Below are 25,782 nucleotides of genomic sequence, written 5' to 3'. Positions count from 1 at the left end.
CGTAAAGGCTGGCGGGATGCGACATCAAACCTCCAAATCAGAAAAAAACTGTTGAGCCTTGAGTAGGAGATAGCCTGTGGAACGCGAATACATGGAATTCGACGTGGTCATCGTCGGTGCCGGCCCCGCGGGTCTGTCCGCCGCCTGCCGTCTGAAGCAGAAGGCCGCTGATGCCGGTAAGGAAATCAGTGTCTGCGTGGTCGAAAAAGGCTCCGAAGTCGGCGCACACATCCTCTCCGGTGCGGTGTTTGAACCCCGCGCACTGAACGAGCTGTTCCCGGACTGGAAAGAACTTGGCGCCCCGCTGAACACGCCGGTGGCCCGCGATGACATTTTCGTGCTGAAAAACGCCGAAAGCGCGCAGAAAATCCCTGACTTCTTTGTGCCCAAGACCATGCACAACGAAGGCAACTACATTATTTCCCTCGGCAACCTGTGCCGCTGGCTGGCCCAGCAGGCGGAAAACCTCGGCGTCGAAATCTATCCTGGCTTCGCTGCCCAGGAAGCGCTGATCGACGAACAAGGCGTGGTGCGCGGGATCATCACCGGTGATCTTGGCGTCGACCGCGAAGGCCAGCCGAAAGAAGGCCTGTACACCCCGGGCATGGAACTGCGTGGCAAATACACGCTGTTCGCCGAAGGCTGCCGTGGCCACATCGGCAAGCAACTGATCAAACGCTACAACCTCGACAGCGAGGCTGACGTTCAGCATTACGGCATCGGCCTGAAGGAAATCTGGGAAATCGACCCGGCCAAACATCAGCCCGGCCTGGTGGTGCACACCGCCGGCTGGCCGCTGGACATCATGGGCACCGAGAACACCGGCGGCTCGTTCCTCTATCACCTGGAAAACAATCAGGTGGTGGTCGGTCTGATCGTTGATCTTTCCTACAGCAACACGTTCCTGTCGCCGTTCGACGAGTTCCAGCGCCTCAAGCATCACCCGGTGCTGGCGCAGTACCTGGAAGGTGGCAAGCGCATCAGCTATGGCGCCCGCGCCATCGCCAAGGGTGGCCTGAACTCGCTGCCGAAAATGGTCTTCAAGGGCGGCGCGCTGATCGGTTGCGATCTCGGCACTCTCAACTTTGCCAAGATCAAGGGCAGCCACACCGCGATGAAGTCCGGCATGCTAGCGGCCGAAGCGGTGGCTGACGCGCTGTTTGCGGAAAAGGACGGCACCGAAGAGCTGACCACTTACGTCGATGCCTTCAAGAAAAGCTGGCTCTACGAAGAACTCTTCGCCAGCCGTAACTTCGGCGCGGCGATTCACAAATACGGCGCGATCATCGGCGGTGGTTTCAACTGGCTGGACCAGAACATCTTCGGCGGCAAACTGCCATTCACCCTGCGTGACACCAAGCCGGATTACGCCTGCCTCAAGCTCGCCGCCGACTGCAAGAAGATCGATTACCCGAAACCCGACGGCAAACTCAGCTTCGACAAACTCAGCTCGGTGTTCATCTCTGGTACCAACCACGAAGAAGAACAGCCGTGCCACTTGAAGCTGACTGATCCGAGCATTCCGATCAGCAAGAACCTGCCGCTCTACGACGAACCGGCGCAGCGCTACTGCCCGGCCGGCGTATACGAAGTGGTGACCAAAGAGGACGGCGAGAAGCGCTTCCAGATCAACGCCCAGAACTGCGTGCACTGCAAGACCTGTGACATCAAGGACCCTGCGCAGAACATCACCTGGGTCGCGCCGGAAGGCGCCGGCGGCCCGACTTACCCGAATATGTAAGTCGTATCGCTGAACAACAAGGCTCCCTGAACGGGGGCCTTTTTGTTGCCCGCAATTCACGCAACAATACCGCCCCCTGTAGGAGTGAGCCTGCTCGCGATAGCGGTATGTCTGTGCCGACAATGTCGACTGACAGACCGCTATCGCGAGCAGGCTCACTCCTACAAGGAACAGCGCAGGCTCAGGCAGCGCGCTCATCCCCCGGACTACGCTCGAAATAGCGCTTGTACTCACGACTGAACTGCGACGTGCTCTGATACCCGACCCGATGCGCCACCTGCGCCACGCCCAGCCCTTCGGCCACCAGTAACGTCTGCGCCTTCAACAAGCGTAAACGCTTCAGATACTGCACCGGCGACAGCAGCGTGCTGCGTTTGAAATGCTCATGAAAGGTCGACACGCTCATGTTCGCGCAACTGGCCAGGGTCTCGACGTTCAGCGGCTCGGTGTAATGCGCATGCAGATGACTGATCGACGCCGCCACTCGCGCAAATTGCCCCTGTTGTTCGACCAATGCCCGCAGCACATCCGCCTGCGGCCCGCGCAAGGCGACGAACAGCAACTCACGCACCCGCGCCGGGCCGAGAATCTGGCAATCCAGCGGATCGTGCAAACAACTGAGCAAGCGCTCGACGCAACCGCGCATGCCATCGTCGAGCACCACTGAGGTCATCGACTCCGGCGTCTGCGCCGGAATGTGCCGCCCTGGTGCCAGGCCCATCGCCAGCACCAGCTCGCCGAGCAGCACCCGATCGATCGCCACCGAGACGCCAAGCAGCGGCGCATCCGGCAAGGCGAACGTCTCGCACTCGAACGGCACCGGCAGCGCCTGGATCAGGTAATGCCCGGCACCATATTCCATGGTTCGTGGCCCGAGAAACGCCAGTTTGCTGCCCTGGGCGATGATCATCAGGCTCGGCTCATAAATGTGTGGGCCACGGGCGACATCGCAACTGGCGCGCAATATTTGTACGCCAGGCAAGCCGGTCTGGCTGTAACCATCGCGCAGCGCCAGCGGTTCGATCAGCGAAACCAGCCGCGCGTTGGCATCAAGATGACGGGTCAGTTGCATCGAATCGTTCTTCACAAAAAAACACGCAATAAGGGATGAAAGCATCATCGCAGATCCGTTTGCCAATGCGATCGCCCAAACCCGCATGCCGGAGAATTAGGCATGAGACCCGGAGAATTCGTCATGGCCGCACGAGCATTCGGCGCCCAGAATTCGCCGCCTCACTTGTTCCTGCTTCTGCGAGGTTTGCCATGTACACCGCGATCGGTTATGCCGCCCAATCAGCCACCACTCCCCTCGCCCCGATGAAATTCGAACGCCGCAGCCCGCGTGCTGACGACGTTGCCATCGAGATTCTGTATTGCGGCGTCTGCCACTCCGACATTCACCAGGCACGCAACGAGTGGGGCATCGCGGTTTACCCGTTGATGCCCGGCCACGAGATCGTCGGAAAAGTCACCGCGATCGGTGCGAATGTCACCCGGCACAAAGTCGGCGATCTGGTCGGCGTCGGCTGCATGGTCGACTCTTGCCGCACCTGCGAAGCCTGCCAGTCGAACCTCGAGCAATATTGCCTCGAAGGCCCGACCATGACTTACGCCACCCCGGACCGGGTCGATGGCAGCAATACCATGGGCGGTTATTCCGACAGCATCGTGGTCAGCGAGCACTTCGTCGTGCGCATTCCGGAAAAACTGGCCTTGGCCAGCGCCGCGCCGATTCTCTGCGCCGGCATCACCACTTACTCGCCACTCAAGCACTACGGCGTGAAGGCCGGCGACAAGGTCGGGATTCTCGGCATGGGCGGCCTCGGCCACATGGGCATCAAGTTCGCCAAGGCCATGGGCGCGGAAGTGACGCTGTTCACCCGCTCGGCGAGCAAGGCCGAAGAAGGTCGGCGTCAGGGCGCCGATCACGTGATCGTTTCCACCGACGCCGAGCAAATGAAAGCCGCGGCCGGTTACTTCGATTTCCTGCTCGACACCATTCCGGTGCAACATGATCTCAACCCGTACCTCGACACCCTGCGCTTTGACGGCGTGCACATTCTGGTCGGCCTGATCGAACCGATTGATCCGCCGGTGCACGCGGCCAAACTGGTGCTGGGGCGTCGCGTGTTGGCCGGCTCGTTGATCGGTGGTGTCGCGGAAACCCAGGAGGTGCTGGATTTCTGCGCCGAACACAACATCACCTGCGACATCGAAATGCTCGACATCCGCCAGATCAACGAGGCTTACGCGCGGATGATTGCCGGCGACGTGAAGTACCGATTCGTCATCGACATGGCGACGCTCAAGGCTTAAACCTTAAGCCCTAGTTCGGCCGACAGCCGGGCTGTGACCCCTTTGATCAGGGGAATCAGCTCGGCCATTTTCTCCAGCGGCATATAGGGCACGGTGCTGGCGATGCTGATCGCCGCAACAATGCCTTTGCTCGCATCGCGAATCGGCGCCGCCACACAGCGGATCGACGGTTCGTTGTCTTCCAGATCGAAGGCGTAGCCACCGGCCACGTACTCGCTCATGCGCTGTTCGAGCTGTTCCCACGACTGCTGGGGATGCTGCGGCCAGAACTGACTTTTCCCACCTGCCGGCAGACTGATGTCGTACAGACGTTGCCAATCTTTCGGCGAATCATCGAGCATCAACGCCTTGCCGATGCCGGTGCGCGCCAGCGGCATGCGATGGCCGACCCGCGAGCGCATTTCCGGGCCGTTGCGCCCCGGATTCTTCAGCAGGTACAGCACCTCATCGCCTTCACGAATCCCCAAGTGCACGGTATCACCGGTCAACGACGACAACTCGTCCAGATACGGCCCAGCCAGGGTCACCAGTGGCAGTTCTTCGCGAGCCTGAAAACCCAGTTCGATCAGCTTCGGCCCGAGCAGATAACCGATTTGCGGCACCACGCGCAGGTAGCGCTCGTCGACCAGGCAACTGGCCAGACGATGGGTGGTGCTGCGCGTGGTGCCGATCAGCCGGGCGATCTCCTTGAGATCGCGGGCGCCACTGGCCACCGCTTGCACCACACCGAGGCCGCGCAACAGCGTCTGGGTGCCGGTGGGCGCGGCGTCCTTGGTTTTTTCCGGGGCGTCTTCCTGCATATCCAGCCTTTTTTACCGTTGAGCGAGGGAACGGGCGGCATTATGGTCGCCCGACGCAGACCACTACAACTCGATACGTTCGACCTTGCCCACCAGCAGCACGTAGGACAACGCACCGATCAGCGCGAGCACGGCGATGTAGGTGATCGCCGGAGCAAACGAATCGCCGCTGGCGAGGAAGCCGATCACGATCGGCGTGGCAATCGCCGACAGGTTGCCGATGAAGTTGAACACCCCGCCCGTCAGGCCGAGCAGGCGTGCCGGGGCCAGCGTCGAGACCAGCGACCAGGTGATCGATGCCAGCCCGTTGCCGAAAAACGCCAGAGCGAGAAAGGCAATTACCAAAGGCGTCGACTCAACGAAGTTCGCGCCGATGATCGCTGTGGAGATCAGCAGCCCGCTGATGATCGGCAACTTGCGCGCGAATCCGACGGTGTAACCGCGGCGGATCAGCCAGTCGGAAAAGAACCCCGAGCACAGCACACCAACGAACGCGGCCAGAAACGGCAGCGACGCCAGCAGGCCGGACTTGATGAAGTCCATGCCGCGATACTTCACCAGGTAAGTCGGGAACCAGGTCAGGAAGAACCACAACGTCGAGTTCAGGCAGAACTGGCCGAGGTAAATGCCCCACAACTTGCGCTTGCTCAGGACAATGCCCAGATCGGTCCAGCTGAACCTGGCTTTGACTTTGGCCGTTTCCGCCTGGATATCGACCAGCCCGCCGCCCTCGCGAATCAGCTCGATTTCTGCTTCATTGGTGCCTTTGAAATCGCGCGGCTCGCGATACACCGCGTACCAGATCAGCGCCCAGAGAATGCCGACCGCACCGGTCGCCACGAACACCATGTGCCAGCCGAACGCGTGTTGCAGCCACGCCAGCACCGGCGTCAGGAAGGCCAGACCGACGAACTGCCCGGACGTGTAGAAACCGATCGCCGTGGCGCGCTCGCGCTCGGGAAACCAGGTGGTGACCACGCGGCTGTTGATCGGATACGCCGGCGCTTCCAGCGCGCCAACCGCCATGCGCAGGACGAACAGGGCGATGAAACTGCTGACGAAACCGAGCATCACCGTGGCCACCGACCACAGCAGCAGCGCGACACTGTAGAGAATCCGCGGGGGTACGCGATCGACCAGCCAGCCGCCGGGGATCTGCATGGCGGCGTAGGTCCAGCCGAACGCGGAAAAGATCAGCCCGACATGCACCGGATCGATGCCCAGCTCGCTGGTCAGCGCTGGCGCGGCAATCGACAGGTTGCTGCGGTCGAGGTAGTTGATGACCACGGTGATGAACAGCAACACCATGATGAAAAATCGCTTGCGGCTGGGCGTGACTAAAGACGCCTGCCCGGTGAGGGTGTGCGATTGCATGAGGAGAGCCTCTTTTTATGTTTATTGAGGTCGGCCTGAGGCCCTTGCACTGCACCCTGTGGGAGCTGGCTTGCCAGCGATAGCGGTGTGTCTGTCACATCAATGTTGGATGTGCTGACGTCATCGCTGGCAAGCCAGCTCCCACAGGGTTTTGTGGTGTGTCAGGAATGACTCACCACTCGGCAAAGCTGCCATCGGCATGGCGCCAGATCGGGTTGCGCCAGCGGTGGCCGACCGCCGCGCGCTCGATCACGTACTCTTCGTTGATCTCGATGCCCAGCCCCGGGCCGTTCGGAATCTTCACGAAGCCTTTGTCGTAGTCGAACACGCGTGGGTCCTTCACGTAGTCGAGCAAGTCGTTGCTCTCGTTGTAATGGATGCCCAGGCTCTGCTCCTGGATAAACGCGTTGTAACAAGCCGCGTCGAGTTGCAAACACGCCGCCAGTGCAATCGGCCCCAGCGGGCAATGCAGCGCCAGCGCCACGTCGTAGGCTTCGGCCATGTTGGCGATCTTGCGGGTTTCGGTGATGCCGCCCGCGTGGGAAGCATCCGGCTGGATGATGTCGACGTAGCCTTCGCTCAACACGCGTTTAAAGTCCCAGCGCGAAAACAGCCGCTCGCCGAGGGCGATCGGCGTACTGGTCAGCGGCGCCAGTTCTTTCAACGCTTCGTAGTTTTCGCTGAGCACCGGCTCTTCGATAAACATCAGTTTGTACGGGTCGAGTTCCTTCATCAGGACCTTGGCCATCGGCTTGTGTACGCGGCCATGGAAGTCGACGCCAATGCCGACGTTCGGCCCGACCGCATCACGCACGGCGGCGACGTTGGCCAGGGCCAGATCGACTTTTTCGAAGGTGTCGAGAAATTGCAGCTCCTCGGTGCCGTTCATTTTCACCGCGGTGAAACCACGGCTCACCGCCTCTTTCGCCGCACGCGCCGTGTCGGCCGGGCGGTCGCCACCGATCCACGAATACACACGAATCTTGTCGCGCACCTGGCCACCGAGCAGATCACTGACCGACACGCCGAGGGCCTTGCCCTTGATGTCCCACAGTGCCTGGTCGATGCCGGCCAGCGCGCTCATGTGAATCGCACCGCCGCGGTAGAAGCCACCGCGATACAGCACCGTCCAGATGTCTTCGATGTTGCGTGGGTCTTTGCCGATCAGGTAGTCGGACAATTCTTCTACGGCAGCGGCAACCGTGTGCGCCCGGCCTTCGACCACGGGTTCGCCCCAACCGGTCACGCCCTCATCGGTTTCGACCTTGAGGAAGCACCAGCGCGGCGGGACGATGAAGGTCGTGAGTTTGGTGATTTTCATCTCTGCTCTCTTTTGTAAATGCAGCTTTTATTAGATGCAGCGCACGCAGCGCCGGAAAAGTCTTAACGAAGCGCTTTCCATGCGGCCACATAGGCCTTGGCATTGACCGCCACTTGCTCTGGTGTCATGCCCGGTTTGAACAGCCCGGAACCGAGGCCGAAGCCTTTCACGCCGGCATCGAGGAACGCCTGCATGTTGTCCGGCGTGATGCCGCCGACTGGCGCCAGCACCGTGCCCGCCGGCAATACCGCGAGCCAGGCTTTGACGACTGCCGGGCTCATCTGCTCGGCCGGGAACAGCTTGAGAATGTCCGCGCCCTCCTCCAGCGCCGCGAAGGCTTCGGTCGGCGTGGCGACGCCCGGTGACAGATACAGCCCGGCCGCTTTCGCCGCGCGCAGGACCTTGGCATCGCTGTGCGGCATGACGATCACCTGGCCGCCGGCATCCTTCACTTGTTGCACTTGTTGCGCAGTCAACACCGTGCCAGCACCGATCAGGCAATCGGCGGGCAAGGTCTTGCGCAGGGTGGCGATACTTTCGTACGGCGAAGGGGAATTGAGCGGTACTTCGATGACGCGAAATCCGGCGGCATACAGGACTTCTCCCACAGCCGCGGCGTCCTGCGGTTGCAGGCCACGCAGGATTGCGATCAGACCGTTTTGCGCCAGTGCTTGCTTGAGCATGTCAGGCCTCCAGTCAGGTTAACGGGATGAGGAATCGATCAGTCCGGCGGCACGCGCCAGTTGCCAAAGGCCACGTTCGGTGGCCTGCTCGGCCAGCGTCACCCGGGCGAACCCGCAGGCGTCCAGTGCACGGCTGTAACGCGCGCAGAGTTGGCCGTTGCCGATCAGCACGATCGAAGGAAGATTCGGATTGTTGCGGCGTTGACGCTGCACCGCGGCGAGCGCGGCCAACTCATGACCGATCATCAGCCCGGACAGGTAATCCGCTTGCAGGGTCGGGCTGAGTACACCGGTCAGGCCCAGCGTGCGCGCACTGAACAAGGTCGAAAGCACGCCGAGTTCACCGTCCGCCGACAACGCGACCTGCACGCCGCGGTCGAACGCCTGCGCCTCGAAGGTGGCGCTGGGTTGTTGGGTGCGGCCGAGAATGCTGTGCTCGCTGAGCACCGCGAACACCTCGCCAGTCATGAACGTGTCGAAATGCGTGATGCAACCATCGACCACTTCGACCCACTTGGAATGACTGCCCGGCAAGCCGATCAGCAGATCAGCGCCCGCCTCGGCCGGCAGCTGCTGGAGGACACCCAGCACTTGGGTTTCCTCGCCACGCATCACATTCGGGAGACGCGAACGCTGAATCACCCCCGGCACGATATGCACTGGGGTGCCGCGCAGACTGACGACTGTTTGTAGGGATTTTCCGAGATTGGCGACGTCCGCCGGCGTTTCGCAGTAGGCCGCTTCGCGCCAGCCCTGTGCGCTGCCGACCATGCCGCAAGCGATCACCGGCAGATCCGGCTGCGCATCGAGCCAGTCGCCACAGGCCTGATCAAACGCCAGTTCAAAACCATCGGCACATTCATGTCCGTGGATGATCCGCGGCGTCTTGGGCAACTGCATGATCCCGGACGACAGCGCACGCTGTTCCAACACCACACCGTCTGCCGCGAGTTTGTAAGCACGTAATGAGGTCGTCCCCCAATCGAGCGCGATCAATTGCGCCTGCATCGCTTCACCTGTTCTGTTTTTTGGCAGTGAGTGCGATGGACTATAAACCCGGGCGCGGGGAAATCTCAATATATAAATATCAATCCCATATAGTGAGACGAAAACAAAAAAAGATCGCAACATCGCTGATCGATGTTGCGATCTTCAGTAACGGATCAATGACCCTCGGCGAACTCGCGCAGGACTTTGCCATCCATGCGATACCGCACCCACTCTTCCTGCGGCTGCGCGCCGAGGGATTTGTAGAACTCGATGGCCGGGGTATTCCATTCCAGCACGCTCCATTCGAAACGGCCGCAGTCGTTGGCGCAGGCGATTTTGGCGAGGTGGCGCAGCAGGGTTTTACCGGCGCCGCCGCCGCGTTGTTCAGGGGTGATGTAGAGGTCTTCGAGGTACAGGCAGTTGCTGCCCAGCCAGGTCGAATAGCTGAAGAAGAACACCGCGAAACCGATTGGCAAGCCATCGCGCAGACAGATCAGGCCGTGGGCGGTGGCGCCTTCGCCGAACAGGCTGCGTTCGATGTCGGCAACGCTGGCAATGACTTCGTGGCGGGCCTTTTCGAAATCGGCGAGCTCGGTGATGAAGGTAAGGATCTGCGGTGCATCGCTGGGGGTCGCCGGGCGGATTTCGATCGTCATGGACGGGCCTTGTGTGCAAATTAAAGCGCCATACTAAGGCGCGCGGCGGCGCTCGTCACATGGCAAAACGGGTTAACTTGCCTGATTTGCCGAACACTGTGTCACCTGTAGGAACGAGCCTGCTCGCGAAGGCGTCCTTTCAGTCAGTCCTTGGGTCAACTGACAGAATGCCTTCGCGAGCAGGCTCTCCCACAGGTTTTGCGACAATCTGAAAGGATGTTTATGACCGTTGAATATTTCACGCCCATGCAGGCACTGGCCTCAGCGTTGCTTCCTCATGCTCTACAGCCCTCAGACGACGGCGCGCACGACCTCGCCCACCTGCAGCGGGTCTGGCACAACGCACGCACACTGCATGAAACGGAAGGCGGTGAGCTCGATGTCTTGCTCGCCGCAGTGCTGCTGCACGATTGCGTATCCGTCGAGAAAAACTCGCCGCTGCGCGCTCAGGCTTCGCGTCTGGCAGCGGACAAGGCTTCATCCGTCCTGGAAGCGATGAACTGGCCCAGCGAAAAAATCACTCAGGTCGCCCACGCCATCGAAGCCCACAGCTTCTCCGCCGACATCACCCCGTTGACCCTCGAAGCGAAAATCGTCCAGGACGCCGACCGTCTCGACTCGCTGGGCATGCTCGGTGTCGCGCGCACTTTCTATGTCGCCGGGCGCATGGGCGCGGCGCTTTACGATTCGCAAGACCCCGAGGCGCAACACCGTGACTACGACGACACACGCTTTTGCCTCGACCATTTCCAGACCAAACTGCTGCACCTCGCCGAGGGTTTCCAGACCGCCACCGGCCAGCGCCTGGCACAGATTCGCCATCAGCGCTTGAAGGGTTTCATGGAGCAGTTCAAGGAAGAAATCGGCATCGACCCATTGGTAAACACACCATGACGAAACAAACCGTTCGTCGATCCTCAGGCACCAATCCCGACGTGCGGCGGACCAACCAAGGGTAAGGATTCCAATCACTGGAGAAGCCCTATGATCCCGTCAAGGTTGACCGCTTTCGTCTTCAGCGCCCTGCTTTGCCCTGCGGTATTCGCCGCCTCGTCCACGGCAGCGGGCACTGGCCCTACCGATCCGACCCCGCCTCGCGCCCCCGCCATCAACAGTGCTCCCGGCATGAATACCGATGGCTCCGGCGTGCCGTTGATCAATCAGCCACCGGCCACCGGCACCGACCCGCGCACGCAGGGCAGCGATCCGGGCCGTCAGGGCGGCATGAACACGCCTGATTCCCCCGCCGCGCCCGATAACGCCGGCCCCGGCGTCGGCTCGAAAACCACCACCGGTGGTTCGGGTTCCGAAGGTGCCGGTCAGTAGCAGTTCGCCGACGCGAGCGCCCTATTCACTCCCATGAAGAGGTAACCATGAACGTCGACAAAGACCTGGAAAAAGAAGTCCTCACCCGCCTGTTGCACGCGCATCCCAACGGCTTGGGCAAGGAAGTGCTGGACAATTACCGGGGCGAGAAAGTCGTGGCCAGCGCCCTCGCCGCCCTGCAGGAGCGCGGCTTGATTCATCACGGTCATGTGACCTGCAGCGAAGCGGGCGAGCATGAGTTGAACCTGCCGATCAAGCTCAGCGCTGCGGGCGTTGAAGCTGCACGCAAACTTGATCAGCAGTAATTGCGAAGTCGCTCGCGGCCGGTGCGGCGAGCGGCTGAAACTGCACACTGGAGGAGAAATCCCATGCCTCGTGGAAGCAAAGACAAATACACCAGTGAACAGAAGCGCAAGGCCGAGCACATCGAAGACAGCTATGAGAAAAAGGGCGTGTCGACAGATGAAGCCGAAGCCCGCGCCTGGGCGACCGTGAACAAGCAATCGGGTGGCGGGGAAAAGTCCGGCGGCTCCGGGCGCAAAAAACCGGCGAGCGCCAAGTCGGTAGACCGCAAAGAGTCATCGCGCCGAGCAGTGGCCAGTCGCAAGGGGCATTCGCGTAATAGCGAGACTTCGAAGGATGCGCAGACCGTCGACAGTTTGATGAAAGAGGCCCGGGCGAAGAATATTCCGGGACGCTCGTCGATGCGCAAGCAAGAATTGATTGAGGCGTTGCGCAAGGCTGGTTGAGTCTAATGGCCTCATCGCTGGCAAGCCAGCTCCCACAGATTTGTCGGGTGGTTGCACTATTGCACTTACCCCCGAAGACCCTGTGGGAGCTGGCTTGCCAGCGATTGCGATGTATCAGTCGCCTCAGGACTCGCGGATGAAAGCATCCACCTCAACCGCCCCCGGCGATGTCGCCGGCCCCCAGCAAGTCACCGCCAGTGCCGCCGCCGCATTCGCCCGCCGCGCCGCTTCCGGTGCCTCCAACCCTTTTGCCAACCCAGCAACAAACACCCCCGCATGCGCATCACCAGCGCCATTGCTGTCCACTGCTTTGACAGCAAACCCTGGCACCTGTCGACGCTCGCCACGCTGCTGAATCCAGCAACCCTGCGGCCCGTCGCGCACCACCATCAGCACAGTTTCCGGCAGCAGTTCCGCAAGGCGATCCATCGCGATACCAATCTCATCGACTCCAGTGAATCGCAATGCCTCGACACTGTTGCTGGTCCACACATCGATGCGCGGCAGCAACGCCTGCATCAACGGCGAATCCGGCGATTCGACCAACGGCCCCGGATCGAACACCACGTTGATGCCCTTCGGCAAGGCCAGCGTCCAGTCGAGCAACGCGTGCGCCTTGCCTGGGTGAAGCAGGCTGTAACCGCTGAGGTACACATAGTCACCCGCATCGGCGGCAACGCTGTTCAGGTCCTCGGCGGTCACCTCGCCTTCGGCACCGATATAGGAAATGAAACTGCGCTCGGCCGAGGCATCGGTGAGGGCCACGCACAAACCGGTGTCGCGTTCAGCAGGTTCAGCAATACCGATGCAGATGCCTTCAGCCTGCATCGCCTGCCGCGCCAGATCACCGAAACGCCCCGTGCCGTGACGCCCCAGATAAACCACCGGCAGGCCGTTGCGCACCGCGGCCGCCATCACGTTGAACCCGCCGCCCGCTTCGAATCCCGCCGACTGCGCCAACACATCGCCGCCAACCTGCGGGAGTTTTTCCACGGCCATGACCAGGTCGATGATGACCTGGCCGGTGTGCAACATCTTAGGCATGAGCATTCTCGGGTTGCGCGGCGCGGCGATCTTTGGCCCCGCCCAGTACAAGGTAAAGGCCGCCGGCAACGACGAAGGTCACGATCCAGCCGAGGCCGTTATGGCCCAGCCACGAGTCGGACAGGAAACCTTTGAACCAGACGTTTTCAGCGGTGGTGCCGATGGTGGTGAAGCTGAAACCCAGCACGATGGCAATCGCCCAGGCACCAAACGCGCGCCATTCGATACCGCCGTGGTACCAGTAGGCGCTGCTCGGGCTGACGTCGAGCAGATCTTTGGGGCTGTAGTAATGACGATGAATCAGATCGACCACGAAGATCCCGACCCAGGCCGTGATCGGCACCGCCAGCAGGGAAATGAAGGTAATGAATGGGCCGTAGAAGCTGTCGGCGATCAGCATGAAATAAATCGAACCGGCGAAGATCGCGACGATATCGACTACCACCGCGTAAACACGTTTGACCTTGAGGCCGAGGGTCAGCGTGGTCAGGCCGGCGGAGTACACCGACAGATTGTTCGACAGCAGCAGACCGCCGAACGCGGTGATCAGGTACGGCACGGCCATCCAGGTCGGCAGCATGTCGCGGATCGCCACGATCGGGTCAGTGGCCGACGCCAGATCGTTGTTGCCCACCGACAGCAAGCCGCCGAGGGTGATCAGCAGAACCAGTGGAATACCCGCGCCGAACGCTGCGGAAGCGACCAGTCGCACGGCTTTGACGCTGCGGTGTTGATAGCGCGACATATCGGCGCCAGCGTTGGCCCAACCAATCCCGGTGCCAGCGGCCATGGTGCCGATGCCGATGATCATCGCGCTCAGCGGTGCCGGCGTGGCGTTGAACACGGCGCTCCAGTCGATGGTCGCGCAGAGGAAGCCGCCGACCAGGATGTTCAGCGCGCCGAACACGTAAGTCGCCCACTTCTGAATGACCAGCAACGTCGCATGACCCAGGCCGGACACCGCCAGGGTCAGGAGGACGAAAATCGCGATGAAGATCAGCGTCAGCAGCGGCGCACTTTTTGCCTCGACCGGCGAGCCGAACAGGATCGAACACAGCGACAACAGCACGAACGCAGCAGTGGTGGTGTTGACCGTTTCCCAGCCCAGTCGCGACATCAGCGACACCAGCGTCGGGCCGATATTGCCGCGTACGCCGAAGATCGCTCGTGACAGGGTCAGACTGGGCGCGCGGCCACGTCGACCGGCAATCGAAATGATCCCGACCACCGCAAACGAACCGGCGGCGCCGAGGATCGCGACGATGATCGCCTGCCAGATCGCCAGCCCCCGAAACGCCACCAGCGTGGCGCCCAAGGGCAGGCCGAGAATGGAAATGTTGGCGGCGAACCACACCCAGAACAACTGCAGCGGATGGCCGTTGCACTCGGCTTCGGGCACCGGCTCGATGCCGCGGGTTTCCAGTTGCCCGGCGCTCTGCCCGGCGGTCGATGAACTCATGAACGTGCTCCTGTTTGCCTTTTTTGTGGTTGTGGCAATGATGCAAAACGACAAGACAATCGGCCTTCCGAGGCCTGTCTGAGCGATCCATTGCGGGTGAATGATGCAAAAATTCTGGTGCGCCTATCGCTGGCAAGCCAGCTCCCACAGGTACGGAGTGAACCTTGAGATGTGCACTTTCCCTGTGGGAGAGTGAACCTTAAGATGTGCACTTTCCCTGTGGGAGCTGGCTTGCCAGCGATGGCGCCAGCCCATTCAGCGCAAGCCCAACAGCCCCTGCACCAACGGCTCAAGCTGCAACTGATTAACAGTTTTCACTGTTTCGATCATTGGATCAGGCCAGCACTCAAGCCCCAGGCAGGCCCCGAGCATCGCGCCGAGAATCGCCGCGATGGTGTCGGTATCGCCACCGAGGCTGGCCGCCATGCACAGCGCCTCGAACGGGTTCATCTCGCCGATGGCCACCTGCTGCGCCAAAGCGAAGGAGACCACCACCGATTCCTGCGAAGCCACCGAAGTCCCAATCACGTCGTAGAGCAGATCCGCCAGCAATGCCTTGTCGCTGTCGACGCTGATGCTGCGCGCCCAACTGATGCGCGAGCCGATACGACCACCAGCCACCCAATGCCCGTGGGTTTCTGCCTGCTGGGCGATCTGCTGACCAAGGTTCAACGCCTCGCCCAGATCCAGGCCATTGACCCCGGCAGACACCACCGCCGCCACCGCCGCCGCGCTGGAAATTCCCAGCGTGGTGTTGTGGGTGACCTGGCAGGCCTGCACCACGGCCGCGATAAACCGTTCGCGATCCGCCACATCGGCGGCGATCCCGACTGGGGTGATGCGCATCGCCGCGCCGTTGGTGGTGCCGTAGCGCCCGGCCTCTTCCGGCGAATGGCCGGCGAGAATCATTTCAATCGCACGCTTGGTCGACGGTCCGAGCAGATCCTGCGAGCCCTTGGCCTGCATCTCGGCTTCCCACTCGATCAGGCGCTGCGCGAGGATCGCCGGCTCGATGTGGCCCTTGCCTTCGACCAGCAACTGACCGACCAGAATCGCCTGTTCGGTGTCATCGGTAATCGAGCCTTTGGGCATGTTCGCGGCGATCGGTTGCAGCGGCCCGGCATCCTGCAGATCGGTGATCTGGCCGAAACGCGCCTTGATCGTTTCGCGATCGAGCGATTGCGTCGGCATGCCCAGCGCATCACCGAGGGCCAGACCATAAAAAGCGCCAAGGGCACGGTTGAGCGGGGTCATTTCGATTCTCCGAATTGCAGGTGCAGACGAAAATGCACCGGGTCGAGCAGGCTTTCGACCTGCTCCATGAAACGGTTCTGGCGATCGTAGGTGGTGCGCAGGGCTTTGAGGAAAACCGTACCGACCGGTCGACCGAGCAGTTCGGCATCTTCGGCATTCAGCGGTTCGGCGCCGATCCATTGATCGCCGCGCTCGCCGATATAGCCATACGCGGCCAGGGTGATGGTCAGCGAGTTGTCGATCAGGCCTACGCGCGGCAGGCTTTCCAGGCCGCCATTGGCCGGCATCAATGAGCGTTCGAGGGACACCAGGGTACCGTCGGTAGCGCGCCGACGACGGTCAAGGGTGATGAACTGGTCGGTGCCGAAACGCACCAGCAGATCGGGCCGGGTCACAGCTTCAAGGCGCAGCACCTCAGTGTTGATCAGCGCCCCGCTGTCGGCCAGCGCCTGCGCCCAGCCACTGCGCTGGTCGAGCGCAACGCCGTCAAACGTGACGATCGAGCCGACGCCGCTTTGCGTGGCGATGTAATTGCGCCGTTTCAGCTCGGCTAGCGCCTCGCGCAGCGTGCCGCGGCTGACCTGGAATTCCTGAGCCAACTGATGCTCGCCGGGCAACAGAAAGCCGTCCTCCATGAGGCCGCTTTCGATGCGCCGGACGAGCTCGTCGACCACCCGTTGTTTCTTGTCGAATCGTACCTGTCTAATCATGTACAAATTGATAACCGAAACGGAGCGTGGCGGGCAAGGGATATTTGTGGGAGGTGACCGGTGGCGTGAGCAAAATCAAAAGCAAAATCAACAGCCCCTCACCCTAGCCCTCTCCCTGAGGGAGAGGGGACTGAATGGGGGATATTGGAGCGCTTTGCCGACCCGAAAGCGCTTAAGTGAATCCATAGTCGACCCGGTCTTTTCAGGTCGATGCAGAACGCGAGACACCTCGGTCGGCTCCCTCTCCCCTTGGGAGAGGGCTGGGGTGAGGGGCTTTTGACCTTAGCGTTGCTTCAGGCGGTCAATCACCACGGCCAGCAACAGAATCGAACCACGAATCACATACTGATAAAACGTGTCGATGTTCTTCAGGTTCATCGCATTCTCGATGATCGCCAGAATCAACACCCCGGCAATCACATGGCGGATCATGCCGATGCCGCCGCTCAGCGACACGCCGCCCAGCACGCAGGCCGAGATCACTGTCAGCTCGAAACCCTGGCCGATCATTGGCTGCCCGGAGGTCATCCGCGACGCCAGAATCACCCCGGCCAGCGCACCGATCAAACCGTGCACGGCGAAGATGATGATCTTGGTCCGGTCAACGTTGACGCCCGCCAGCAGCGCCGCTTCCTGGTTGCCACCGATGGCCATGGTGTTGCGCCCGTAGGTGGTGTAGTTCAGCAGCCAGCCGAAAAACAGGAAGCAGACGATGGTGATCAGGATTGGCACCGGCACACCGAACAACTGGCCGTTACCGAAGACGAAGAACGATTCCTGCGATACGCCGACCGCTTTGCCGTTGGCAAAAATGTAGGCCAGGCCACGGACGATCTGCATGGTCGCCAGCGTGGTGATCAACGCGTTGACGCGCAATTTGGCGATCACGATGCCGTTGATCAGGCCAACGATCAGGCCCATCGCCAGCGCCGCGCTGACACCGAGAAACACACTGTTGGTGTCACGCATCACCACCGCCGCGACCACACCGGCGCAGGCAATCACCGAGCCGACCGACAGGTCGAAATGCCCTGACGCCAGGCAATACAACATGGTGCACGCGGCAATGCCGGTGGTGGAAATCGCCAGCCCGAGACCGCGCATGTTCAGCGGCGAGAGGAAGTTGTCGATCAGCAGCGTACAGGCAATGAAAATGCCGATCGCCGCCAGCAGCATGACCCAGTCGTCGAGGAAGCGACGCATGTCCAGCGGTTTGCGCTCGGTCGGCAGGGTTTCGTTTTGGGTTGTCATCATAGTCACCTCTCAGTTCGCCACGCCGTCAGCGCGGTGGCGCGGCAAAGCCAGTTGCAGCAGGTTGGATTCATTGGCCTGGTCGCGGTTGACTTCACCGCGCAGGGCGCCTTCGCACAGCACCAGAATGCGGTCGGAAATCCCCATCACTTCCATCAGGTCGCTGGACACCACGATCACCGAAATACCGTCGGCGGCGAGGTTATGGATGATCTGGTAAATCTCCGCTTTGGCACCGATATCGATGCCGCGGGTCGGTTCGTCGAGCAGCAGGACTTTCATCGGCATCGACAGCCAGCGACCGAGAATGGCCTTCTGCTGATTGCCGCCAGAGAGGAATTTGATCTGCTGGCCGGCATGCGGCGTTTTCACTTTCAACGCCTTGATCTGCTTGTCGGCGTTGCCCTTCTCCCACAGCCCGCGAATCAGGCAGCCGAGGCTCGAATGCGCGCCACGGGCACTGATGTTGATGTTCTCGGCGACGCTCGCCAGCGGAATAATGCCTTCCTTCTTGCGGTCCTCCGGGCACAGCAGAATGCCGGCGGCAATCGCGTCGCGCGGCGAGCGCAGCTTCAGTTCGTGCCCGCGCAATTCCAGACGTCCAGCGGTGTTGCGCTCCAGGCCGCTGAGCAGCCGAAACAGCTCGGTGCGCCCTGCCCCGACCAGCCCGAACAGGCCGAGGATTTCGCCTTTGTGCGCTTCGAAACTGATCGGCTCGCGCAGGCCCGGGCCGAGCAGGCCGTCGACTTTCAACGCCACGGCGCCGCGCGGGCGGTGGCGATAATCGTAGATGTCCTGAATGTCACGCCCGACCATGCAGGTCACCAGTTGATCGTGGGTCAGCTGGCTCATGTCGTCGAAGGTGCGTACGTAGCGACCGTCCTTGAACACCGTGACGGCGTCGCAGATACGGAACACTTCTTCCATGCGATGGGACACGTAGAGCACCACTTTGCCCTCGTCGCGCAGGCGGCCGATGATCGCCATCAAACGGTCGATTTCCCGCGCCGAAAGGCTGCTGGTCGGTTCGTCGAAGGCAATCACATGCGCACCGCGCGACAAGGCTTTGGCGATTTCCACCAACTGGCGCTGGCCGAGCGACAGGCGCCCGACCTTGGTCTGCGGGTCGATTTCATCGGCCAGGCCTTTGAGGCAATTCAAGGCTTTCTGGCGCAGCTCGCCGCGATTGATCAAACCGAAACTGGCCGGTAAATGCCCGAGAAACAGGTTTTCGGCGACGGTCATTTCCGGGACCAGATGCAGTTCCTGGTGAATCACCGCGACACCGCTGCCAATGCTGTCGGCGGTCGATTTGAACGCCATGGTCTGCTCGCCGATCTGCAGCTCGCCGCTGCTCGGGATGTAAGCGCCACCGAGGATTTTCAGCAGGGTCGATTTGCCAGCGCCGTTCTCGCCCATCAGCGCATGAACCTGGCCGGGATGAGCGACGAAACTGATGCCGTCCAGCGCCTTCACGCCGGGAAAGGTTTTGCCAATCCCGTTGAAACGCAGGCTGCCGCTGGCGCTGTGTTGTTCTTGTGTCTGTACTTGCGCGTGCATAAAGCCACCTCTTCACACCGATAAACGGCCCGGCTGCCCGGGCCGTCGCTGCGTCAGTTCCACAGGCCGATTTTTTCCAGCTCTTGCTTGAAGTTTTCGCGGGTGATCAGGGTGACGTCATCCATGGCGGTGTACTTCGGTGGTTCTTTGCCGGCGGTGATCCACTCGTACATCATCTCGGCGGTCTTGTAGCCTTCGATGTGCGGGCTTGGCAGCATCGAACCGAAGAAGCCGCTGTTAGGCTTTTTCAGTTCGCCGATGGCGTCGGTGCCGTTGATGCCGATGCCGATTACATTGGTTGCGGCGAAACCGGCCGCTTCAGTGGCGCGCACGCCGCCCAGCACGGTGTTGTCGTTCATGCCGCCGATGATCAGGTTTTTCGCCGCGCTTGGCAGCTTGACCAGCGCCGAGTTGGTGGCGTCCATGCTGCCCGGTACGTCGAGGGTTTTCAGGGCGGCGAAGAGGATGTGATCTTCCGGCATGCCAGCCTTCTTCAGGGCATCGACCGAACCATCGGTGCGCTTCTTGCCGGTATCGAGTTCGTTGTAGGTGTTGACCACCGCGTAGGTGTCTTTCCAGTCCCAGTTACGCTTCTTCGCTTCGGCGGCCATGGCGGCACCCTGCTTCTGGCCGACTTCGAACGCAGCCATGCCGAGGTACGGCACGTCTTCCATGAATTTGCCGTTGGCGTCGACGAAACGGTCGTCGACAGCAATGACCTTCAGATCATTGATTTTGGCTTTAGCCATGATCGCCGGGCCGAGGGACACGTCCGGCGGGCAGATCACGAAGCCCTTGGCGCCATTGGCGGCGAGGCTGTCGATGGCCGAGAGGGTTTTCTCGCCATCGGGTACGGCGATCTTGATCAGTTCAAAGCCTTTGTCCTTGGCGGCTTTCTCGGCGAAGGCCCACTCGGTCTGGAACCACGGTTCTTCGGCCTGCTTGACCAGAAAACCGATCTTCACCGCGTCGGCAGCGAGCAGCGCACCGCTCAGGCTGAACGCAGTGACCGCCAGGGCAGTGCTGCACAGGGTACGAATCCCGAATCGACGTTTCATCAGATGACTCCTTGTTATTTTTTTTGAGCAAGGTTGAAAAGCGTTGAAGCGTGTTCTCAGTGGAGCGTGTTGAAAATAGTCATATCGTATGATGATTGGATTGCAAGCGTAGTTCAGCGCTGCGAATCCGTTTGTTCAGTCGTGGTACATCACCGAGCGCCCACCATCGATGGTGATACACGAAGCGTTGATAAACGGCGCTTCGTCGCTGGCGAGAAACACCGCCGTCATCGCCACTTCCAACGGCTGGCCGATGCGTTTCGGCGGGTGCAGGTCGAACGCGCGTTGGCGCTCGGCGTGCGGGTCGGCGAAACCGTTCCAGTAGTCGACGTTCAGTTGCGTTTCGATGTAGCCCGGGGCGATGGCGTTGACCCGAATGCCTTTGGGCGCGTATTCGATGCCCAGCGCGCGAGTCAGGCCGAGCAAACCGTGTTTGGCTACGGGATACGGGAAGCAGCCGGGAATGATGTGGCTGGAATGAGTCGAGGCGATATTGATGATGCTGCCCACGCCCTGTTCAAGCATCTGCGGCAGTACCGCTTTGCAGCCGTACCAGGCGCCGTCCAGATCAATGGCGAAGCAACGGCGCCAGTCCTCTTCGGTCATCTGCAACGGATCGCGGAACACATTGACCCCGGCACAGTTGACCAGCACGTCGATACGCCCGTGCAGCTCAACGGCGCGTTTGGCCATGGCATTCAGATCTGTCTGACGCGAAACATCGGCCTGCATGGCTTGCACGTCATAACCCCGGGCGCGCCAGTGCGCGGCGACGTTTTCGACTTTTTCCGCCTGGATGTCGCTGATCAGCAGTTTTGCCTGTTGGCAGGCGAACGCAGCGACGATGGCTTCGCCGATGCCTTGGGCGGCGCCGGTCAGCAACACGACTTTGCCGCGCAGACGTTCTCCTTGAGGTGGCGCGGGCACCGGCGGCAGAGTAAGCGCTTCAGCCACGGTCAGACCCCTTTTTCGCAAGCGCAAAAAAACCGGGCATCGACCGATGTCCGGTTTGCAAGACCTGAAGAATTGAACAGGCAAGTACGCGCCACGACTTCAAGCCGTGGCGAGAAACGGACTCCGCGCTGGAGTGCGATGGATATTCGCTGCATCACTTCACCTGTTTTGTTCTTTTTAAGTGTGAGTGCGTGTTACTGCTGGAGCCGACTATAAACCCGACCGCCAAATAATCTCAATATATAATTTCGCATCCCATATTATGAGATCTAACCGGCAAAACGCGTACAGAGCTTTCCTGCAACATCGACACGCATCGACAGCACCGCGCCGTCCAGCGGATGGTTTTGCGGGCTCTTGGCACTGGTGATGTACAGAGTTTTCAGGTCCGCACCGCCGAATACGCAACTGGTCGGACGGCTGATCGGCAAATCGATCTTGCGATCGACCGCACCTTCGGGCGTCAGACGCAGAAGACAGCTGCCGTCCCAGCGCGCATTCCATATGTAACCTTCAGCGTCCATCGCCGAGCCGTCCGGGCCGCCGTGCTGATCGGATATATAAAAAACCTGCGCATCGTCGAGACTGCCGTCGGTGCGGATGAAATATTGATTGAGCGCGCTGTCGAGGCTGTCGCCGAACAGCAGTTTCGTGCCGTCGTCGCTCCACAGCAGGGTATTGGGTATGCCCAGATTGAGCAGCAACGGCGTCACGCGTTGATCCGGATCGACCCGGAACAACCCCCCGGAGCGGCGCACAATCGGCAGGTCTTCACCCTGCTCGCCGATGTTGTTCTGCATGGTGCCAAGCCATAACCGGCCCCGTGCATCGCAGCGCGCCTCGTTGGGCCGGTTGCCGGGTTGCGGGTCGGCGACACAGAACAGCGTCAGCTTCGGTTCGAGGCCCGGCGAATCGAGGTCGAGGCGATAGACGCCACTGCTCAGGGTCACCAGCGCATCGCCGTTGTTGCACGGAATGAACGCGGACACATGCTCGGGCATCTGCCAGATCTGCACGTTCTGGCCAATCAGACGCAGCACCTGTTTGCCGGCGATATCTACCCAGTACAGCGCCTGGGTCGGCGCGTCCCAGAAAGGACCTTCACCGAGCTGGGCGCGGTGTTCGGTCAGGGCGGTCCACTGCATTTGAGGGCTCCATTATTGTTGTTTTCTGTAGGAGTGAGCCTGCTCGCGATCGCGGTGCATCAGTGACGTTGATATCAACTGACGGGCCTCATCGCGAGCAGGCTCACTCCTACAGGGATCTGTGTGGTCAGCTGGCTTTTTTATCGGCCATGACTTTCGGGTAAAACCGCTTTATCGCCAGATCGGCGTTGTCGATCAGGGTCATGCAGGCCCACACCCCGCGCGTTGAATCGCGGGCGGCGATGGCATCGGCCATGTCCTTGTGAATCGGTAACGTGCGACGCAGTTCATCCGGGTCGGCAGCAGACACTTCGAACGATACCGCGAGCAACGCGCCGAGGGCCGGGACCATCTGTTCGATAAATTGATTGTGGCTGGCGGCAAGAATGCATTCGTGGAAGGCCTGATCGGCGCGGTTGTAATCGATGCCGCTGTCGACTGCGCGTTCAAGTGCGTGATAGGCCAGTTTCACTGCTTCGATCTGTTCCGGGGTTGCGCGTTCACAGGCCCAGCGCACCGCCATCGGTTCGATGGTGCGGCGCAGATCGAGCAGGTCGTCGACGAAGTTTTCCGGCAAACCGTTGCGCGACAGCCAGCCGACCACTTGCGGGTCGAACAGGTTCCAGCGCCGCACCGGCAAGACTCGCGTGCCGACTTTCGGCCCGACTTCGAGCATGCCTTTGGCGACGAGGGTTTTGATCGCTTCGCGAATCACCGTGCGGCTGACCCCGAGCTGTTCGCCCAGATCCGCCTCGACCTTGATGGTCTGCCCCGGCCGCACCTGGCCCGCGGCGATCCAGCTACCCAGCCAGTCAACGGTCGACGCATGAAAGCTGCTGGACATGAACACCTCAAAGCGGTTCGCGATGGGTGCTTACGCTAATCATCATACGAATAACAGTCAACGAGATTTTCAGCTGGAATACAAAACCCATGTAGGAGTGAGCCTGCTCGCGATAGCGGTGTATCAGTCAACGCACTGTCGACGGTCTCACCGCTATCGCGAGCAGGCTCACTCCTACAGGGGGTACGGGTTTTAAGGTTCGGGACCGATTCGGAAGAACTCGCCGCCGCTCCACACGCCCAGCCAGCGCTCGCCATCGATTTCACGGCTGACAGCCAATTCCACCAACTCGTAGAACACGTTGCGGTGGATCAGCGCTTCAAGATTAGTGCGCACATGCACATAAGGCGCGGGTTCCTGTGTCGTCGGATCAATCTCGACACGCAGCGGATGCTCGGGCCCGGCCTCGGTGGTTTCATCGACGTTGGTGGTGAAGCGCAGCACTTGCGCTTCACCCTCGCCTGCCACCTCAACGGCGATTGCCACGAACGGCGCGTCGTCGACCTTGATGCCGACCTTCTCGACCGGTGTGATCAGGAAATAATCGTCGCCGTCGCGGCGGATGATCGTCGAGAACAGCTTGACCATCGGCTTGCGCCCGATCGGCGTGCCCAGGTAATACCAGGTGCCGTCGCGGGCGATGCGCATGTCGATGTCGCCGCAGAAGTCCGGGTTCCACAAGTGCACCGGCGGCAGGCCTTTGGTTTTTGGGATCTGTCCCAACAGGTCATTGGCTTTTTGCGGTCCACTCATGGCGTCCTCCTTCGGTTATTGGTTGCCGATCCCCAGCAGACTGCGTGCGTATTGCGCCAGTGGCGGGCCGATCAGGTCTTCAGGCTTGTTGTCGTGGAACGTCAGTAAACCGCCACGACTCTTGATCCGTGCAGTATCAATCAAATACTGGGTGCTGGTCTCGATCAACATGATCTGAATCACCCCGCCGTCGATACCGAGTCGGTCGACCGCTTCCTGATCGAGCCATTCATCGGAGTTGCCGATACGGTCGTCAGCCTTGGCGAAACGCGTGTACAGCAAGTAATGCGCGCCGGCATCGCGAGCTTCGCCCATGGCTTGGTCAAGGCCTTCGGGAGCGCGGGCGCGGCGGACCATCGGGAAGTATTCGACGAACCCCTTGAAGGCTTCTTCGGCGACCACGTTAGGCCGCGGATAGGAACCGCCCGGCGGTGCAAAAGCGCCCTGAGCGATGTAGATGAACGAGTCCGGCTGAATGCGGAAATTGTTCACGCGACGGCTGTCGCTGTGGTCCAGCAAACCGGCATCACTCATCTGGTAGCGAGTGCCTTCGGCCATATCGCTGACAGTCATACAGCCGCCAAGCGCCAAAACGGCCAGCAGCAAAACCAGGCTACGCATCCTATTCCTCCAAAGGCCGGTGACGGAAAACCGGCGAATGGCCGTTGAATGCAGCTTTTGCGCCAGCTCTGGAAATTGCTGACTTGTAGATCGCATCGCCAGCGGGCTGGCTCTTGCAGGATTGCGCAAAACACTGTGGGAACCAGCCCGCTGGCGATGAGGACAGTCAGCCGCCGATAATCTTCATGACCGTCGCACCACCGGAAAATGCCACCTCCTGCTTGTCCCCCAACGCCTTGATCAGCAAGCGTTGCAATGCCGGCAGTGCCTCATGGCGCGGCTTGTCGAGCAGATCACCGACATAGTGGCGGTTGCTCGACGACAGGCAGCCATGCAGCCAACCCGTCGAGGACAGGCGCAGGCGCGAGCAGGTCCGGCAGAACGGCACGCTTTCGTTGGCGATCACGCCAAAGTTACCCAGACCGGGAATCGCATAACGAACCGCCGTGGCATCGATCGGCGCGTCGGTCTGCGCATATTCGTAGCGCTCGCCGATCAGGCTAAGCAGTTGCTCGAGACTGACAAACTGCTGCAGGAACGCATTGGAGTCCTTGGCCAGATGGCCCATGCGCATCAGCTCGATGAAACGCAACTCGAATCCACGTTCCAGGCAGTAATCGAGCAGCGGCATCACCTGATCGAGGTTTTGCCCGCGCAACGGCACCATGTTGACCTTGATCTTCATGCCCGCCGCGGCAGCTTGTTGCATGCCATCGAGTACGCTGGCCAGATCACCGCCACGGGCGATACTGCGAAACGCTGCCGGGTTGAGGGTATCGAGGGAGACGTTAATGCGGCGCAGGCCGGCATCAATGAGCAAGGGGAGTTTTTTCGCCAGGAGCTGACCGTTGGTGGTCAGGCTGATGTCGTCCAGGCCCATCTTGCCGACGGCGCTCATGAACGATTCGAGTTTGGGACTGACCAGCGGCTCGCCGCCGGTGATGCGCAAGCGCTCAATGCCCGCCGCTTCGATCAGATACGCCACGCCGCGGGCCATGGCTTCGGCCGACAGTTCATCCTGCGCCGCCACCAGCCGCTTGCCGTTGGGCACGCAGTAGGTACAGGCGTAATTGCAGGCGGAAGTCAGGCTGATACGCAAATTGCGAAAACGCCTGCCTTGACGGTCAACGATCATGATCACTCCGGCGATGGAAAATCGAGCGGCTAAAACTT

26 protein-coding genes are annotated in these 25,782 nt (G+C 60.9%); 6 read left to right on the top strand and 20 right to left on the bottom strand.

Annotated elements, in window-relative coordinates:
* The first annotated feature begins 76 nt into the window (after positions 1-76).
* The gene (locus ACYYKW_RS06200) at positions 77-1,741 is read left to right on the top strand and encodes an electron transfer flavoprotein-ubiquinone oxidoreductase (protein ID WP_090285139.1); all 1,665 of its coding nucleotides are present in this window, start codon (positions 77-79) and stop codon (positions 1,739-1,741) included.
* A 181-nt stretch (positions 1,742-1,922) separates the two neighbouring features.
* On the opposite strand, the gene ACYYKW_RS06195 is transcribed toward ACYYKW_RS06200, so the two are convergent.
* Entirely contained in the window at positions 1,923-2,813 is an 891-nt protein-coding gene (locus ACYYKW_RS06195; RefSeq protein ID WP_464989667.1) for an AraC family transcriptional regulator, read from the bottom strand.
* A gap of 191 nt (positions 2,814-3,004) precedes the next feature.
* Here ACYYKW_RS06195 and ACYYKW_RS06190 point away from each other — a divergent pair, with 191 nt between their 5' ends.
* Complete coding sequence (locus ACYYKW_RS06190) at positions 3,005-4,057, top strand: NAD(P)-dependent alcohol dehydrogenase (protein ID WP_093099459.1); 1,053 nt, start codon at positions 3,005-3,007, stop codon at positions 4,055-4,057.
* On the opposite strand, the gene ACYYKW_RS06185 is transcribed toward ACYYKW_RS06190, so the two are convergent.
* The 6 genes from ACYYKW_RS06185 to ACYYKW_RS06160 form a co-directional block, all read right to left on the bottom strand.
* Positions 4,054-4,857, bottom strand: coding sequence for an IclR family transcriptional regulator (locus ACYYKW_RS06185; protein WP_090285143.1), 804 nt, complete (start codon positions 4,855-4,857; stop codon positions 4,054-4,056). The two genes, ACYYKW_RS06190 and ACYYKW_RS06185, sit on opposite strands and share 4 nt — an antisense overlap.
* 63 nt (positions 4,858-4,920) lie before the next feature.
* Entirely contained in the window at positions 4,921-6,231 is a 1,311-nt protein-coding gene (locus ACYYKW_RS06180) for an MFS transporter (protein ID WP_336356366.1), read from the bottom strand.
* Between the two features lie 172 nt (positions 6,232-6,403).
* Positions 6,404-7,552 (bottom strand): galactonate dehydratase, encoded by a 1,149-nt coding sequence (dgoD, locus tag ACYYKW_RS06175; RefSeq protein WP_007908327.1) that lies wholly within the window; start codon positions 7,550-7,552, stop codon positions 6,404-6,406.
* Positions 7,553-7,614: 62 nt separating this feature from the next.
* Complete coding sequence (locus ACYYKW_RS06170; protein ID WP_093099455.1) at positions 7,615-8,235, bottom strand: 2-dehydro-3-deoxy-6-phosphogalactonate aldolase; 621 nt, start codon at positions 8,233-8,235, stop codon at positions 7,615-7,617.
* An 18-nt stretch (positions 8,236-8,253) separates the two neighbouring features.
* Positions 8,254-9,243: a 2-dehydro-3-deoxygalactonokinase gene (locus ACYYKW_RS06165; protein WP_464989666.1), complete on the bottom strand. Its 990-nt coding sequence runs from the start codon at positions 9,241-9,243 to the stop codon at positions 8,254-8,256.
* A gap of 155 nt (positions 9,244-9,398) precedes the next feature.
* A complete protein-coding gene (locus ACYYKW_RS06160) occupies positions 9,399-9,881 on the bottom strand; it encodes a GNAT family N-acetyltransferase (RefSeq protein WP_090285151.1) in 483 nt (160 codons plus the stop codon).
* A gap of 222 nt (positions 9,882-10,103) precedes the next feature.
* Between ACYYKW_RS06160 and ACYYKW_RS06155 the strand changes: the two genes are divergently transcribed.
* From ACYYKW_RS06155 to ACYYKW_RS06140, 4 genes are all read left to right on the top strand, one after another.
* Positions 10,104-10,775: an HD domain-containing protein gene (locus tag ACYYKW_RS06155; RefSeq protein ID WP_464989665.1), complete on the top strand. Its 672-nt coding sequence runs from the start codon at positions 10,104-10,106 to the stop codon at positions 10,773-10,775.
* A 90-nt stretch (positions 10,776-10,865) separates the two neighbouring features.
* Complete coding sequence (locus ACYYKW_RS06150; protein WP_093099449.1) at positions 10,866-11,207, top strand: hypothetical protein; 342 nt, start codon at positions 10,866-10,868, stop codon at positions 11,205-11,207.
* A 47-nt stretch (positions 11,208-11,254) separates the two neighbouring features.
* The gene (locus ACYYKW_RS06145) at positions 11,255-11,512 is read left to right on the top strand and encodes a hypothetical protein (RefSeq protein ID WP_336356362.1); all 258 of its coding nucleotides are present in this window, start codon (positions 11,255-11,257) and stop codon (positions 11,510-11,512) included.
* Between the two features lie 63 nt (positions 11,513-11,575).
* A complete protein-coding gene (locus ACYYKW_RS06140) occupies positions 11,576-11,956 on the top strand; it encodes a Rho termination factor N-terminal domain-containing protein (protein WP_464989664.1) in 381 nt (126 codons plus the stop codon).
* A 123-nt stretch (positions 11,957-12,079) separates the two neighbouring features.
* On the opposite strand, the gene ACYYKW_RS06135 is transcribed toward ACYYKW_RS06140, so the two are convergent.
* From ACYYKW_RS06135 to ACYYKW_RS06075, 13 genes are all read right to left on the bottom strand, one after another.
* On the bottom strand, positions 12,080-13,000 hold the full coding sequence (locus ACYYKW_RS06135) for a PfkB family carbohydrate kinase (protein WP_464989663.1): 921 nt from the start codon (positions 12,998-13,000) through the stop codon (positions 12,080-12,082).
* Complete coding sequence (locus ACYYKW_RS06130; protein ID WP_258448392.1) at positions 12,993-14,459, bottom strand: purine-cytosine permease family protein; 1,467 nt, start codon at positions 14,457-14,459, stop codon at positions 12,993-12,995. The genes ACYYKW_RS06135 and ACYYKW_RS06130 overlap by 8 nt, the downstream gene beginning before the upstream one ends.
* A 255-nt stretch (positions 14,460-14,714) precedes the next feature.
* Entirely contained in the window at positions 14,715-15,713 is a 999-nt protein-coding gene (locus tag ACYYKW_RS06125) for an ADP-ribosylglycohydrolase family protein (protein WP_464989662.1), read from the bottom strand.
* Positions 15,710-16,423: a GntR family transcriptional regulator gene (locus ACYYKW_RS06120; RefSeq protein ID WP_016770970.1), complete on the bottom strand. Its 714-nt coding sequence runs from the start codon at positions 16,421-16,423 to the stop codon at positions 15,710-15,712. Before ACYYKW_RS06120 ends, ACYYKW_RS06125 begins: the two co-directional genes overlap by 4 nt.
* A gap of 282 nt (positions 16,424-16,705) precedes the next feature.
* Entirely contained in the window at positions 16,706-17,674 is a 969-nt protein-coding gene (gene araH / locus ACYYKW_RS06115; RefSeq protein WP_093106558.1) for an L-arabinose ABC transporter permease AraH, read from the bottom strand.
* 12 nt (positions 17,675-17,686) lie between these two features.
* Positions 17,687-19,234, bottom strand: coding sequence for an L-arabinose ABC transporter ATP-binding protein AraG (araG, locus tag ACYYKW_RS06110; RefSeq protein WP_093099436.1), 1,548 nt, complete (start codon positions 19,232-19,234; stop codon positions 17,687-17,689).
* Positions 19,235-19,287: 53 nt separating this feature from the next.
* A complete protein-coding gene (locus tag ACYYKW_RS06105; protein ID WP_090285169.1) occupies positions 19,288-20,292 on the bottom strand; it encodes a substrate-binding domain-containing protein in 1,005 nt (334 codons plus the stop codon).
* Between the two features lie 135 nt (positions 20,293-20,427).
* The gene (locus ACYYKW_RS06100) at positions 20,428-21,246 is read right to left on the bottom strand and encodes an SDR family oxidoreductase (protein WP_093099434.1); all 819 of its coding nucleotides are present in this window, start codon (positions 21,244-21,246) and stop codon (positions 20,428-20,430) included.
* Positions 21,247-21,515: 269 nt separating this feature from the next.
* Positions 21,516-22,391, bottom strand: a complete 876-nt coding sequence (locus ACYYKW_RS06095) for an SMP-30/gluconolactonase/LRE family protein (RefSeq protein WP_464989661.1) — start codon at positions 22,389-22,391, stop codon at positions 21,516-21,518.
* A 127-nt stretch (positions 22,392-22,518) separates the two neighbouring features.
* Complete coding sequence (locus tag ACYYKW_RS06090) at positions 22,519-23,235, bottom strand: FadR/GntR family transcriptional regulator (protein WP_090285176.1); 717 nt, start codon at positions 23,233-23,235, stop codon at positions 22,519-22,521.
* Between the two features lie 192 nt (positions 23,236-23,427).
* The gene (locus ACYYKW_RS06085; RefSeq protein ID WP_464989660.1) at positions 23,428-23,988 is read right to left on the bottom strand and encodes a DUF1285 domain-containing protein; all 561 of its coding nucleotides are present in this window, start codon (positions 23,986-23,988) and stop codon (positions 23,428-23,430) included.
* Positions 23,989-24,003: 15 nt separating this feature from the next.
* Positions 24,004-24,609, bottom strand: a complete 606-nt coding sequence (locus tag ACYYKW_RS06080) for a DUF4823 domain-containing protein (RefSeq protein ID WP_090285180.1) — start codon at positions 24,607-24,609, stop codon at positions 24,004-24,006.
* A gap of 166 nt (positions 24,610-24,775) precedes the next feature.
* On the bottom strand, positions 24,776-25,744 hold the full coding sequence (locus ACYYKW_RS06075) for a GTP 3',8-cyclase MoaA (RefSeq protein ID WP_093099427.1): 969 nt from the start codon (positions 25,742-25,744) through the stop codon (positions 24,776-24,778).
* Positions 25,745-25,782 lie beyond the last annotated feature (38 nt).

The organism is Pseudomonas sp. 15C, assembly GCF_055484735.1.
This window is presented reverse-complemented; position numbering and strand designations above follow the sequence as displayed.